Origin of the sequence: Paraburkholderia sp. EB58 (assembly GCF_050436665.1) — a bacterium.
Taxonomy (GTDB): Bacteria; Pseudomonadota; Gammaproteobacteria; order Burkholderiales; family Burkholderiaceae; genus Paraburkholderia.
On record NZ_JBNDMQ010000020.1, the window covers coordinates 21,599 to 34,373 of the forward strand.

At 61.5% G+C, this 12,775-nt stretch carries 16 protein-coding genes; 9 read left to right on the top strand and 7 right to left on the bottom strand.

What is annotated here, in order from left to right; all coding sequences use genetic code 11:
• Window positions 1–47 precede the first annotated feature (47 nt).
• Entirely contained in the window at window positions 48–470 is a 423-nt protein-coding gene (locus P3T40_RS26290) for a rubrerythrin family protein (RefSeq protein WP_074293883.1), read from the bottom strand.
• 232 nt (window positions 471–702) lie between these two features.
• On the opposite strand from P3T40_RS26290, the gene P3T40_RS26295 reads away from it, so the two are divergent.
• The 4 genes from P3T40_RS26295 (at window position 703) to P3T40_RS26310 (ending at window position 2,945) form a co-directional block, all read left to right on the top strand.
• On the top strand, window positions 703–1,062 hold the full coding sequence (locus tag P3T40_RS26295) for a DUF3564 domain-containing protein (RefSeq protein WP_429270630.1): 360 nt from the start codon (window positions 703–705) through the stop codon (window positions 1,060–1,062).
• A 158-nt stretch (window positions 1,063–1,220) separates the two neighbouring features.
• A complete protein-coding gene (locus tag P3T40_RS26300) occupies window positions 1,221–1,970 on the top strand; it encodes a DNA/RNA non-specific endonuclease (RefSeq protein ID WP_429270631.1) in 750 nt (249 codons plus the stop codon).
• Window positions 1,963–2,223: a hypothetical protein gene (locus P3T40_RS26305; RefSeq protein WP_429270632.1), complete on the top strand. Its 261-nt coding sequence runs from the start codon at window positions 1,963–1,965 to the stop codon at window positions 2,221–2,223. Before P3T40_RS26300 ends, P3T40_RS26305 begins: the two co-directional genes overlap by 8 nt.
• 326 nt (window positions 2,224–2,549) lie before the next feature.
• Window positions 2,550–2,945 carry a hypothetical protein gene (locus P3T40_RS26310; protein ID WP_429270633.1) on the top strand — a complete coding sequence of 132 codons (396 nt, stop codon included), beginning with the start codon at window positions 2,550–2,552 and terminating at the stop codon, window positions 2,943–2,945.
• Between the two features lie 119 nt (window positions 2,946–3,064).
• On the opposite strand, the gene P3T40_RS26315 is transcribed toward P3T40_RS26310, so the two are convergent.
• Entirely contained in the window at window positions 3,065–3,787 is a 723-nt protein-coding gene (locus P3T40_RS26315) for a Crp/Fnr family transcriptional regulator (protein ID WP_429270634.1), read from the bottom strand.
• A 104-nt stretch (window positions 3,788–3,891) separates the two neighbouring features.
• Here P3T40_RS26315 and P3T40_RS26320 point away from each other — a divergent pair, with 104 nt between their 5' ends.
• Entirely contained in the window at window positions 3,892–4,437 is a 546-nt protein-coding gene (locus tag P3T40_RS26320) for a DUF962 domain-containing protein (RefSeq protein WP_429270635.1), read from the top strand.
• 74 nt (window positions 4,438–4,511) lie between these two features.
• Here P3T40_RS26320 and P3T40_RS26325 read toward each other — a convergent pair whose 3' ends face one another.
• Window positions 4,512–4,652, bottom strand: coding sequence for a hypothetical protein (locus P3T40_RS26325; protein ID WP_429270636.1), 141 nt, complete (start codon window positions 4,650–4,652; stop codon window positions 4,512–4,514).
• 113 nt (window positions 4,653–4,765) lie between these two features.
• On the opposite strand from P3T40_RS26325, the gene egtD reads away from it, so the two are divergent.
• Window positions 4,766–5,734 carry an L-histidine N(alpha)-methyltransferase gene (gene egtD / locus P3T40_RS26330; protein ID WP_429270637.1) on the top strand — a complete coding sequence of 323 codons (969 nt, stop codon included), beginning with the start codon at window positions 4,766–4,768 and terminating at the stop codon, window positions 5,732–5,734.
• A gap of 92 nt (window positions 5,735–5,826) precedes the next feature.
• On the opposite strand, the gene P3T40_RS26335 is transcribed toward egtD, so the two are convergent.
• A complete protein-coding gene (locus P3T40_RS26335; RefSeq protein ID WP_429270638.1) occupies window positions 5,827–6,123 on the bottom strand; it encodes an acylphosphatase in 297 nt (98 codons plus the stop codon).
• A gap of 159 nt (window positions 6,124–6,282) precedes the next feature.
• Here P3T40_RS26335 and hpnA point away from each other — a divergent pair, with 159 nt between their 5' ends.
• Both hpnA and P3T40_RS26345 read left to right on the top strand, forming a co-directional pair.
• A complete protein-coding gene (gene hpnA / locus P3T40_RS26340) occupies window positions 6,283–7,293 on the top strand; it encodes a hopanoid-associated sugar epimerase (protein WP_429270639.1) in 1,011 nt (336 codons plus the stop codon).
• 114 nt (window positions 7,294–7,407) lie between these two features.
• Window positions 7,408–8,016, top strand: a complete 609-nt coding sequence (locus P3T40_RS26345; protein ID WP_429270640.1) for a hypothetical protein — start codon at window positions 7,408–7,410, stop codon at window positions 8,014–8,016.
• Between the two features lie 45 nt (window positions 8,017–8,061).
• Here P3T40_RS26345 and P3T40_RS26350 read toward each other — a convergent pair whose 3' ends face one another.
• Entirely contained in the window at window positions 8,062–9,237 is a 1,176-nt protein-coding gene (locus P3T40_RS26350) for a glycosyltransferase (RefSeq protein WP_429270641.1), read from the bottom strand.
• The gene (hpnC, locus tag P3T40_RS26355) at window positions 9,237–10,103 is read right to left on the bottom strand and encodes a squalene synthase HpnC (RefSeq protein ID WP_429270642.1); all 867 of its coding nucleotides are present in this window, start codon (window positions 10,101–10,103) and stop codon (window positions 9,237–9,239) included. Before hpnC ends, P3T40_RS26350 begins: the two co-directional genes overlap by 1 nt.
• 311 nt (window positions 10,104–10,414) lie before the next feature.
• On the opposite strand from hpnC, the gene ispH reads away from it, so the two are divergent.
• On the top strand, window positions 10,415–11,359 hold the full coding sequence (ispH, locus tag P3T40_RS26360; RefSeq protein ID WP_429270643.1) for a 4-hydroxy-3-methylbut-2-enyl diphosphate reductase: 945 nt from the start codon (window positions 10,415–10,417) through the stop codon (window positions 11,357–11,359).
• Window positions 11,360–12,144: 785 nt separating this feature from the next.
• Here ispH and P3T40_RS26365 read toward each other — a convergent pair.
• Complete coding sequence (locus P3T40_RS26365; RefSeq protein WP_429270644.1) at window positions 12,145–12,750, bottom strand: MlaC/ttg2D family ABC transporter substrate-binding protein; 606 nt, start codon at window positions 12,748–12,750, stop codon at window positions 12,145–12,147.
• Window positions 12,751–12,775: the final 25 nt, after the last annotated feature.

Genomic DNA, 12,775 nt, shown 5'->3' on the forward strand with positions numbered 1-12,775 from the left:
CCATTGCCGGTTTCAGTGAGGCGGCGAGCGCGCCGGTGCGTGCCGTGTCAGTCGACGAGTGCTTCGAGCGCCTTCGTGTAACGGTTCGCGTGGCTACGCTCGGCTTTTGCCAGCGTTTCGAACCAGTTGGCGATTTCGTCGAAGCCTTCCTCGCGTGCTGACTTTGCCATCCCCGGATACATATCAGTGTATTCGTGGGTTTCGCCGGCAATCGCCGCTTGCAGATTTTGCCGCGACGAACCAAACGGCAGTCCGGTGGCCGGGTCGCCTACCGCTTCCAGATATTCGAGGTGACCGTGAGCGTGACCAGTTTCGCCTTCGGCGGTCGAGCGGAACAGTGCCGCTACGTCATTCTGACCCTCTACATCCGCCTTGGCTGCGAAATACAGATAACGACGGTTCGCCTGCGATTCACCGGCGAACGCTGCCTTCAAATTCTCCTCGGTCTTCGAACCCTTGAGTTGCGACATCTGAGCCTCCATGCAAACCTATATTGTGGGGCGCGCGACGGTGGACGAGTGATCGTCGGACTAACTCCCGGGCAGACGCGCGTGGCTGCACCGCATCTTTAAATCTAGAAGCTACGTCACACGTTCCCCAATAGTGTTTTTCAATGCCACCGATAGTCGTTGGGCTTGCATAACGTGAAGGTAGGCATAGACTGGTAGGGCAAGACTTCGCACTCTGTGTAACGGAACTGCCATGCGTTTGACGATTCTCATCAACGGTTCCGATCCCACCGTTAATCACGACTACGCTGTGCTATGGCTCGACACCGACGAACGCCGGTGGTCGAGAGAAGCGCATCAAGGGATCGATCTGCCCCCGTGGGGCGAATTACGCGACACCGATGGCGTCACGACGTTGTGTGCGCCGAGTGCCGATGCGCCCCTTTGCACGCTGCGCGGCCTGCACGTCGACCGCAAGCAACGTGTGAGTTCTGCTGAGGGCGCGGCCGCCTGGACGGGGGTAAAGGCACGTACGCCGGCAACGGGTTTTTGGCGTCTACAAGCCGTCGACCGCCAACCTGTCCACGCGGAACATCGCGTCTTCGATAACTAGTCGTCGATAAGCAGGACCGGTTGTCGTTGTTTTAAGCTTCCATCTGAAACGCATATTGCAATGCGGCGGGCGCGCTTGTGCCCCGCTACCGGACAACACTCGCGGGAACCCCACGGGCGACGCTATACTTTTGCCCCCGTTCCTCCGGTGCCCGACTCATGAAGAAGTGGTTTGCCTCTCTGTTGTTCGTCGTCGCGGCTCACGCGATGGCCGCACCCTCCTGCACGGAATTCACGCCCAACGCTCAGTGGCCGGTGCTGGTCAATCCAAAGATGGCGCCGAAGACGCGCATGCTCTGCTACGCCGACTTCGCCGTCCTGCATTCCGGTATCACGCATGGCCCGTTGTGGTCCGCGGAACATCTCACGCGCGACCATATTGAAGCTGCACAGGACATGGTGCGTACCAACAAGTTTTTCGAAGATGCGCGTCTGCCTGACGGCGAAGGCGCGACGCTCGCCGACTACAAACGCAGCGGCTACGACCGCGGTCATATGAGCCCGGCGGGCAACCGCTGGAATCCGGAAGCAATGGCACAATCGTTTTCGCTGGCTAACGTCGTGCCGCAGAATCGCGAAAACAATCAGCGCCTATGGGCGCGCATCGAAACCTCCGTGCGCTACATCGCACTCCGCAACGACGATACGTATGTGGTGACCGGACCGATGTTCAGCGGCCAGCAGTTGCAAACCATCGGACCGAGCCACGTCTTCGTGCCAACGCAGTTGTTCAAGCTCGTGTACGTGCCGTCAAGGCAGATGGCGTTCGCGGTTGTAGTCGACAATATCTCGACCTATCGCTACAACATCAAAACCGTTCACGAGCTCGAAGCGATGAGCGGTATCCGCTTTCCAGGCATTCCAGAGTCGTTGAAGGATCAGCGTCCAGGAGGACTCAAAGGTGTTTAACGCTTTCTCGAATGACGACGACGTCCTCAACATTCAGGGCGACGCGCTCACCGTCAGCAATGGAACGACGCGCGTCACGTTGAGCGGCACACTCGCGCTGACCAGGGACCAACGCGGCCTGAAGGCCGCGCTCGCTTTGAAGCAGGCGCTCGACAGCATTGTCGGCGCGTTGCAGGCTCAGGCTGACCTGCCTGAGCGGATCAAGGATGAACCCGACGCAAAACCGGGCGTCATCGACAATCCGTTCAATTAACCATTCCTGACACGCAGGACTGCAGCGCAGGCACTCCGTACGCGTCGCTGCGCGGACGGAGTATTCCGGACTGGCCTACCGCTTTTCATTTTGCAATCCGTATCATCCAACAGACTCCCCATCCGTACTCAGCGCAGCGCCTCGCCAATTCTTAAGGAAAACCTAAATCGTCACATCTGTGATGGTTGATGCTGTTTACGTTCTTCTCAGAAGCATATATTTCCGCCGTTACGTTTTGTCACCAGAACAGCGTCAACTCCTGTGATCCGGGTAGCGTTAAACCGGCAGCGCTGAACCTTTTCAGCCGCGACATCAGGAGTTAAACCATGAAGATGATTTTCGCTGCTCTCGCTTCCGCCCTGCTCGTTTCGACGGCCTTTGCACAAACTGCTGCACCGGCGATGTCAGGCGATCAACAAACTCAAGCGGCTGGTCAGGCAAACCTCAAGGCCGGCGGTGCAACGTCCACTGATGCAGCGAAGGCCGGCGCATCGACCAAGCAAGCCAGCACGTCCACCGAAAAAGCCGAAGCGAAGGTTCACGCAAAAAAGACCGGCGCCGCTCACACGCAAAAGACTCAGGCGCATAAGGTCGCGACGAAGAAGCACGCTGCCGTTGCCAGCACCGAAAAGACAAAGGCCACGGGGGATAGCAGCAAAGAGGCCAGCACTGCGCCGGTCAAAGCCGACGGCGCCAAGACCGACACCACCAAGACCAATTAAGGTGATCGGTCCTCGACATAATCCGGCCGCTACGTCGTCATAGTCGAAGCCGAATATGCCGTTGGGGAGGGGCGAGTCTGCGGACTCGCCTTTTTTACGTTAACGTCTGATGATCGGATTCAAGCCGATGAACGCCGATTCGCATCGGGATCGGCCAACACCGCGAGTTTCTTCGCGTCGACGATTTCGATTTCCGCATAGCGCAGTTGCAACGCGCCCTGTGCTTCGAACTGCTTAAGGATCTGATTGATGGTTTGCCGTGACAACGCCAGCATCATCGCGAGATCTTCTTGTGGCACCTTCAGCACACGCCGCAACACACCCGGCTCGCCATAGCCCCCCGCCATCAGCAACAAGCGGCGCGCGATCCGCTGTGCCGCCGGCAATAGCGCCGCTTCTTCGATCGCGTCGAATGCGAGGCGCAGCTTTTGCGTCAACAGCAAGCCGAACCAGTGCCAATAGTGTGGCGAGCGATCAAACAACGTGGCCAGTTCCGCGCGTGGAAGATGAAACAGAACGGAGTCGCGTTCGGCATACGCATCGTGGGTGCGCGCAAGGCCGTCGAACAGCGCGATCTCGCCGAACCAGTTGACCGGCTCGATCACCGCGAGGAGCGCCTCCTTGCCGGCAAAACTCGCGGCGCCGATACGCACGAGGCCATCCAGTACGCAGTAGATGCCGTCGTCGGGATCGCCGCGCCTGAAGAGCCGCTCGCCAGCATGCAAGCGCTCCACGCGGCCAAGCTGGACCAGTTGCGTGCGCAACGTCTCAGGCGCGGCGCGAAACCATGCGCTGCGTTCGAGCACCGCAACCGGCTCATTCATGGAAGAAGGTGAACTCATAGGCTGGGACCGTGCGTGACTGGAGTTTGGAGATTGTCGTCTACCCGAAGGTTTCAGATCCGCTTGAGCGCGATTATGATGATTTTGATCGAGGAGCGGCATCCATGAGAACGCTGACCCAGCAACTGACCCAGTACGCGGCCTACCACCGCGACCGGCGCAACATCGCCACGCATTTCGTCGGCATTCCGATGATCGTGCTGGCGGTCGCGGTGCTATCGAGCCGCCCCGTATGGCTATTCGCCGCGTTACCGTTGCCGCTCTCGCCTGCATGGGTGTTGTTTGTAGTGGCGACGCTCTACTACCTCGTGCTCGATGTGCCGCTGGGACTGATGATGGCCGTCTTCTCGGCGCTGTGCCTCGCGTGCGGTCAATGGCTGGCCGCACAATCCACGCTCACCTGGCTCGCCGCCGGAATTGGACTGTTCGTCGTCGGCTGGGTGCTTCAGTTTGTCGGTCACATGGCGTACGAGCATCGCAAGCCCGCCTTCGTCGACGATGTCATCGGTCTGCTGATTGGTCCGCTGTTCGTGCTGGCCGAAGCGTTGTTCGGTTTTGGCTGGCGCCCGGCGCTGCGCGAAGCGATCGAAGCGGAAGTGGGTCCGACGCGCATCAATCCCGAGCGCACAGCGGTACATCACGGGCGTTGACACCTTCACCACCATTGCGCGCCAGGCTCGATCCAGACGGATTGTTGACCGCGAAAGGCCTCGCAAGGTTGCATTTAGTCCTGCACGACGGCCTTCGATGAACTAGAACATAACTTCACGTGTGCGCCGATCTCGCGGCGCGCCGCGGCGAGAATCGCGCGCAAGCGCAGTTCTTGCTTGATCACCCCGGCCTGTCCGGCGAATACGCCGTCCATGCGGACCCATGGTCCGCTCCTCCGAAACGCGTGCGACACGGTTCAATGTCGCGCACGCCAACACCCAGATCCTGACAAAAAACCGTCACCGGAATGTGAAAACTGGAGCAAGCATGACTCAGCCAGCCCTATCGCAGGATGTCTCGCCCGATTTCGCCGCCGAGGTTCGCGCCGGACTCACACACGCGCCGCAGAAAGAGTTGCCGTCCAAATATCTGTATGACGAAGTCGGCTCCGCGCTGTTCGAAGTGATCACCGTGCTGCCCGAATACGGCGTCACGCGCGCAGAGGAACGCCTGCTTGCCAGGCACGCCGCGGACATGGTGGAGCAGTTTCCGCACGACGTGACCGTCGCCGAACTAGGCAGCGGCAGCGGCCGCAAAACCCGGCGGATTCTTGAAGCGCTGTGTAAAAAGCGCCCCACTTCTTACTGCCCGATTGAAATTTCGCGCAGCGCGTTGCAGTTGTGTCGGCGCGAACTGGGCGACATCGAACGTATTTCGATCGTCGGTTACGAGCGCGATTATCTGGCAGGTCTCGCCGAAGTCAGCAAGAAGCGCGCGTCTGGCGAGCGTCTGCTGGTACTGTTTCTCGGCAGCACGATCGGCAATTTCGGCCGGCTCGCGGCAACGCGCTTCCTGCGCGCCATCCGCAGCATGCTAGCGCCGGGCGACGCGTTGCTGCTCGGTACCGATCTGGAGAAACCGATCCCGGTGCTGGTGGCCGCGTACGACGATCCGATCGGCGCGACTGCCGCCTTCAACCTGAATCTTCTCGCGCGCATCAACCGCGAACTGGGTGGTGATTTTCCGCTGGACGCTTTTCAGCACGTGGCGCGCTTCAACCCCGACGCACGCAGCATCGAAATGCATCTGCGCGCACGGCGTCCGGTTACCGCCCATGTCCGGGCCGCGCAACTGACGGTAACGCTGGAGGAAGGCGAAACGATCTGGACCGAAAGCAGCCACAAATACCGGCCCGAAGAAGTCCACGCGATCGCCGACGACGCCGGCTTCGTATGCAGCCATCAGTGGGTCGAGCGGGATTGGGGGTTTGCTGAGAGCCTGCTGGTCGCGCAATAGGGGCGCAGGGCCGTCGCCTTGTTTGCGGTCGCAGCCGAAGCGTCCGTGGGCACGCGCCGCGTGCAGACGCGGCCCTCGAAATGCGCCAACGCTCAGTGCTGCTCGAAGCGTTCGTAACGTTTGTCCGTGAACCGTTCCTCGCCGGCCACTTCGCTCACGCGGGCGGCCGGCGGCCCGTGGCGCAGCCACGAGAGCATCCGGTCGACCTGGTTGGCCGGTCCCTGCAAGATGGCCTCGACCGAGCCATCGTCGAGGTTGGCCACCCAGCCTCTGATGCCGAGCGCGTGCGCCTGACGCACCGTCGCGTGACGGAAACCGACGCCTTGCACGACGCCGCGTACCCGCACGTAATAGGTTTCGATCCGCGAATCCAGATCCGGGCCTGTCATGCCGTCCTCTCCTGTCCCATGCAACGCAAAATCTTTCAAGCCGGCATTCTAGTCGCGTCGCGGCGAGTTTGCCTGGATCGCAACGCAGAGGCGCAACGCGACACGCGGCGCACGCCCCACGTACAATCCGACGACCGCCATGCAGGGAATTGAAAAAGAATGATGGATCAGAATCGCGATCTCGTACTCGTCACCGGCGCTTCCGGCTTTGTCGGCTCGGCCGTGGCGCGCATCGCGCAACAGAAAGGTTTCAACGTGCGCGTGCTGGTGCGCGCCACTAGTCCGCGCCGCAATGTCGAGGCGCTCAACGCGGAAATCGTCGTCGGAGACATGCGTGACGAGGCGTCGATGCGCATCGCGCTGCGCGGCGTGCGCTATCTGCTTCACGTCGCCGCCGACTATCGGCTGTGGGCGCCGGACCCGAACGAAATCGAACGCTCGAACCTGGAAGGGACTGAGGCGACCATGCGTGCGGCGTTGAAGGAAGGCGTCGAACGCATCGTCTACACCAGCAGCGTGGCAACGCTGAAGGTGACGAGCTCCGGCCAGTCGGCAGATGAGACTTCGCCGCTGAAGGCCGACCAGGCCATCGGCGTGTACAAGCGCAGCAAGGTGCTGGCCGAGCGCGCGGTGGAGCGCATGATCGCCGAGGACGGGCTGCCGGCCGTGATCGTCAATCCATCGACGCCGATCGGTCCGCGCGACGTGAAGCCCACGCCGACCGGGCGCATCATCGTCGAGGCGGCGCTCGGCAAGATTCCGGCCTTCGTCGACACCGGGCTGAACCTCGTGCATGTCGACGACGTCGCGGCCGGACACTTCCTCGCACTCGAACTCGGCAAGATCGGCGAGCGCTATATCCTCGGCGGGGAAAACCTGCCGCTGCAGGCAATGCTGACCGATATCGCGGCGCTCACGGGTCGCAAGGCCCCCACCATCAGTCTGCCGCGCTGGCCGCTCTACCCGCTCGCCATGGGTGCCGAAGCGGTCGCAAAGATCACAAAGCGCGAACCGTTCGTAACGGTCGACGGTCTTAAGATGTCGAAGAACAAGATGTACTTCACGTCCGGGAAGGCGGAACGCGAGCTTGGCTATCGCGCGCGGCCTTACCGCGAAGGGTTGGCCGATGCGCTCGAGTGGTTCAGGCAGGCGGGGTATCTGAAAGCGTAAAGACGGACATCCCGGCGAACCCGCAAGCACTTTGTTACAACGTCGTCCGGCCCGCGGCGGGTCAAAGCCCGCGCGCAACAGGTAAAATCGCGGGTCTTACCAGAGAACCCTCGCATGAACCTTCACGAACAGCTCGGCGCGCTTGAAGTGGGCGTCGACCAGCTCATTCAGGCTGTCGTGGCCCCGCAGGCCCAAAACATCCCCGAGACACCCGCAGCAACTGCAGCGCCCGAAGCGTCTGCGGATCAGGCTGAAGCCGCAGCTACGGCACTTGCCCCAACCCCGGCGAGCGTAGACAAGTCCGCCGAGCCCGAACCCGCAATGCACGCGGTGGCAGAAACTGCGGCGCGAGCCGCGGCAGAAGCAACCGAAGCCATCGCTGCGGCACCGTCTGAGGAGAAGCCCACCCTGTCGATCGGCCGACCCGCGCAGAACGTCATTACGATGACGATCGGCGGCAAGACCGTGTCGCTGCATCCTGAACAGGTGGGTCAGTTGATCGAAGAGCTGTCGAATGCGCGTGCCTCGATGATGCCGGAGCCGGCGATGAACGTGCCACCCGGCTGGCGCTTCGTGTCGACCAAGAATCCGGCGATGGCTGTACAGAAGCAGTCGAACGGCGACCGGCTGCTGATCATGCGACATACGGGACACGGCTGGGTGCCGTTCACTTTCTCGCCAGACAACGTGATCCAGCTGTACGCGCTGCTGACGCAGCGTTGATGCGAACGGCGGCGTCCAACTGCCCGACTAGCCGCCGCCGCTCACTTACCGATCCTGTTGCACCGGCGCCTGCACGCGCGCCTTCCACTGACCGCCCTTGCCGCGCCAATAGCGCACGGCCGACGCAAACGTCGCGCCGACATAGAACAACGCCACCAGCGGCAAGAACGGCGCCCACAGCGGCGAACGACCGTAATAGCGCAGCATTGGTGCATACGCGCAGCACATCGCCGCCCACGCGAGCCAGGCCGGCAACCCGTGCGGCCCGAGCGCCAGCGCGGCCACCGGCGGGATCAGATAGATGATCGCCATGCCCGCCAGCGTGCCGGCCAGCAGCCACCCGGAGTAATGCAACTGCGTGAAGGCGGTGCGCGCGATCATGTTCCAGATCTCGCGCCAGTTGTCGTACGGACGCAGCGATACGCTGCGCGCCGCCACATCCAGACGGATCGGATGACGTCCCTCGCCTCGATGCTTGATGCGCGCGGCGAGGCTGCAATCGTCGATCAGCTCGGCACGGATCGACTCGATGCCGCCCGCTTCTTCCAGCGCAGTGCGCCTCACCAGCATGCAGCCGCCGGCTGCCGCTGCCGTCTTGTTGCGCGGGTTGTTGACCCACGAGAACGGATACAGCTTGGCGAAGAAGAACACAAAGGCCGGAATCAGCGCCTTTTCCCAAAACGAGTCGCAGCGCAGCCGCACCATCAGTGACACAAGGTCGCGCTGTTCGGCGTCGGCGCGAGCGACGAGTTGCGTCACGGCGTCGGTGGGGTGGCCGATGTCGGCGTCGGTAAGCAACAGGAAGTCGGCAGGCAGGCCAAGCGTACGCACGGCCTCGATGCCTTGCGACTGTGCCCAGACCTTGCCGGACCAGCCAGGCGGCAGCGGCTTCGCGCCCAGCACCGTCAAGCGCTCGGGACATTGAAGCGCCAGCGCGGCCGCGCGGGCCGCGTCGGCGGTGCCGTCCGTGCTGTGGTCGTCAACCACGATCACATGGAACGGACCCGGATACGCCTGGGCTAGCAGCGTGCCGACCGCCTGCGCGATGACGTCGGCTTCATTGCGGGCCGGCACCACGGCGGCCACGGCCGGCCATGCGTCGCGTGGCGCGCTCGCGAGCGGCGCAGCGGGACGTGCCCGCCAGAAACCACCGCGGGCAAACACCAGCACACACCAGATCAACAGGGAGATACACGACAGACCAAACAGAACCACCTGCATTACGCGTTGCCCTCAATCGAAGTGACGCGTACACCGACGCGCCGGGACAGCCACATTGCGAGCGCACGCGCCGTGACGACAAACCAGTCGAAGCCATCGAGCGCCGGACGATGACGGAAGACGTCGTAGCCGGCCTGCTCGATGCGCTCGAGAATGCGCAACCCGCCGTGGACGATGCCGCACAGGACAAGTCCGGCGCGCCCGGGGATGCGCAGCGCGAGCGGCGCCCCGCGGACCAGCATCGTGCGGGCGTAGGCGACCTCGTAAGCCATCAATGCGCGCCATGCGTCGTCCGCCACGCCGTTGACCATGCGGGCTTCGGTGACGTTAAAGCGCTCGAGGTCGCTTTGCGGCAGGTAGACGCGGTCGCTTTTCAGGTCCATCGCGATGTCCTGCCAGAAATTGATCAGACGAAGCGCGGTGCAGATAGTATCTGAATCGGCCAGATTGGCCGGCGTCGCGGCATCGAACAGATGCAGCATCAGGTGTCCCACCGGGTGCGCGGAGCGGCGGCAATAGTCGAGCATGGCAGACCGGTCAGCGAAGCGGGAGGTATCGATGTCCTGATCGAGCGCCGAGACGAGGTCGTAGAACGGCGCGAGCGGGAGTTTATACTGCGCTACCACACCGGCCAGCTTGCCGAACATCAGCGGATGCACCGGCGCCATGTAGCCGCTTGCCACTGCGTCGAGCCCGGCGCGGAAATCGGCGAGCCGCGCGTGACGCTCGGCGGCGCTCCAGTCGCCTTCTTCGACGAGGTCAGCGGCCGTGCGGGCAACCTGATAGATCACGTCGACGGGCATGCGCAGCGCCTTAGGCAACAGCACGCTGGCGATCGGTAAGTTTTCGTAGTGATCGGCTTCCATATTACGGCGAGCCTCAAATACATAAGGTAATACATAAGGTAATGCGGTTGTAAGCATTAACCGCAGGACCCTATAGTTTAAGGGTTCCGCACGGGGACTGCAGCGCGGCATTCATGCCGGACGGGCCTTACGGGCCGCTGGGACGGGGCTACAGCAGAGCAAAGCGCGCCCGATAGCGTTAGAATGCGCGTTTAGTTTTCGTCTACCGGCTTTGCACCGGTTTTCAGACATCAATTATTATCATTGTCGCGGCGATAAAGTCGTTTAGACCGACTTCCTCGAAACCTGCGTCAGTCGGAGTTCGGCAGCCTATGCGAGTCATCCTTGCTCAACCCCGTGGCTTTTGCGCGGGGGTGGTCCGGGCGATCGAAATCGTCGATCGCGCGTTACAGCAACACGGCGCACCGGTGTATGTGCGTCACGAAATCGTCCACAACCGCCATGTGGTGGACAACTTGCGTCAGAAGGGCGCGCGCTTTGTCGAGGAGCTCGACGAGGTGCCTGAAGGCGCGGTGGCGATTTTCAGCGCACACGGTGTTGCCCAGACCGTCGAACGCGACGCGGAACAGCGCGGTCTCGACGTGCTCGACGCGACCTGTCCACTCGTCACGAAGGTGCACGTGCAGGGGCGCCAGTACGTGGCTGCTGGGCGGACGCTGATCCTGATTGGGCACGCGGGGCACCCCGAGGTCGAAGGCACGATTGGCCAGATTCCGGGCAAGGTGTTGCTGGTGCAGAGCGAGGCTGAGGTCGCGCATCTGGATTTGCCGGTGGATGCGCCGCTTGCGTATGTGACGCAGACGACTCTTTCGGTCGACGACACGCGCGGGATCATTGATGCGTTGCTGCGGCGGTTTACGAATATCGTCGGTCCGGATACGCGGGATATTTGCTATGCGACGCAAAACCGTCAGGCGGCGGTGCGGGAGTTGAGCACGCAGGTGCAGGTGTTGTTGGTGGTCGGGGCGACGAATAGTTCGAATTCGAATCGCTTACGGGAGATTGGCAGTGAGACTGGCGTTGCTAGTTATCTTGTTGCTGATGGCTCGGAAGTGAAGGCCGAATGGTTTGCTGACGTGCAGACGGTCGGCATTACCGCCGGTGCTTCGGCTCCTGAAGAGATGGTCGAGAATGTTATTGATGCGCTGCGCGCTCTCGGGCCTGTTGACGTCTCTACTATGGCTGGCCGTGAGGAGAAAGTTGAGTTTAAGCTGCCCGCTAAGTTGATGCAGCCGCTTGCTGCGCGGGAAGTTTAAGGGTCGGTTTTTTTTGTTTGTCTGGCTGACGGTTTTGGGTTTTTTGCCTACGGCGTTGGCCTTTTCTTGTTTTCTTGTCGGTCTGGTTGTTTTGCCTGCGGCGCCTTGTTTCGGCTGTTTGCCTACGGCGTTGGCCTCTCCTTGCTTTCTTAGCGGTCTATTAGCTTCGCCCCTGTGCGGGGCGGCACTTACTTTCTTTGCCGCCGCAAAGAAAGTAAGCAAAGAAAGCGAGCTGCGACCGCCAGCCCGTAGTGAGCCATCTCGGTCATCCCCCGGGAACGGCCCAACACAAGACCCGCCCTTGCACCACCCACGTTAGTGACAAAGCACTCATCCGTTCCAGCGTCGCGCTGCGCGCCACGCCGTCGGGCACAACCCCTTCCGTAAAGTCTGTAGGAAAACTAAGTGTTGGCCGCCCCCGCCGTCCCCGGCAGACCCATCCGCGACGCACGCAGTGCGGAGTGGGATGAATGAACCCTGTGTCACTAACGGGGGCGGCGCGAGGGACCGTCTTGTCTCGGACCACTCTGGGTTCGCTCAAGAGGTGGACACCTACAGGCTGGCGGTGTGAGCCCGCTTTCTTTGCGGCGGCAAAGAAAGTAGGTGCCGCCCCGCACAGGGGCGAAGCTAATAGACCGATAAGAAAACAAGGAAAGGCCAACGCCCGACGCGAACAATCAACAAACGAGGCGCCGCAGGCAAAACAACAGACCAACAAGAAATCAACCAAAGGCCAACGCCATAAAAAAACCACCCAAAGCCGTCAGCCAGACAACCAAAAAAACTCAGCCTGCACTCCGAGCATTATGCTCAGTCAAAAATTTAATCAACCCATCAACCCCGCCTTTGGCGAGCTGATCAGCAAACTGCGTCTGATAAACCTGAATAAGCCAGGCCCCCATCATATCGATGTCATACACCTTCCAGCCGGAGTCCGTCTTCTCCATCCGATACCCGACCGAATCATCCCCACCATTGCTAATCACATGCGACTGCACCACGGCATCCTTGCCGCCCGCCGCCACGTTCGCCGGCGCGAACTTGAACGTCACCTCCTGATCCCGCAACTGCGCCAGTGAAGCCGCATACGTCCGCACCAGCAACGTCTGAAACTGCTCGTACAACTGCTTCTGCTGCTCCGGCGTCGCCGTGGTCCACGCCTTACCCACAGCAATCCGCGTCGTACGCTGGAAGTCCGTCGCAGGCACGAAATGTGTTATCACCACTTGGGTGATTTTGCCCATGTCGCCGCTGCGCGCCTGCGGATCGGCCTTCATCGCGCTGACCGTGCCTTCAACAGCGCTCTTGACCACCGCATCAGGCGCAGCTTGCGCAAAAGCCGTAGTGGAAACCACCGCAGCCGCCAGAAAAGCACACAGATAACGTTTCATAAGCTCATCAGGACAGTAAAAATGA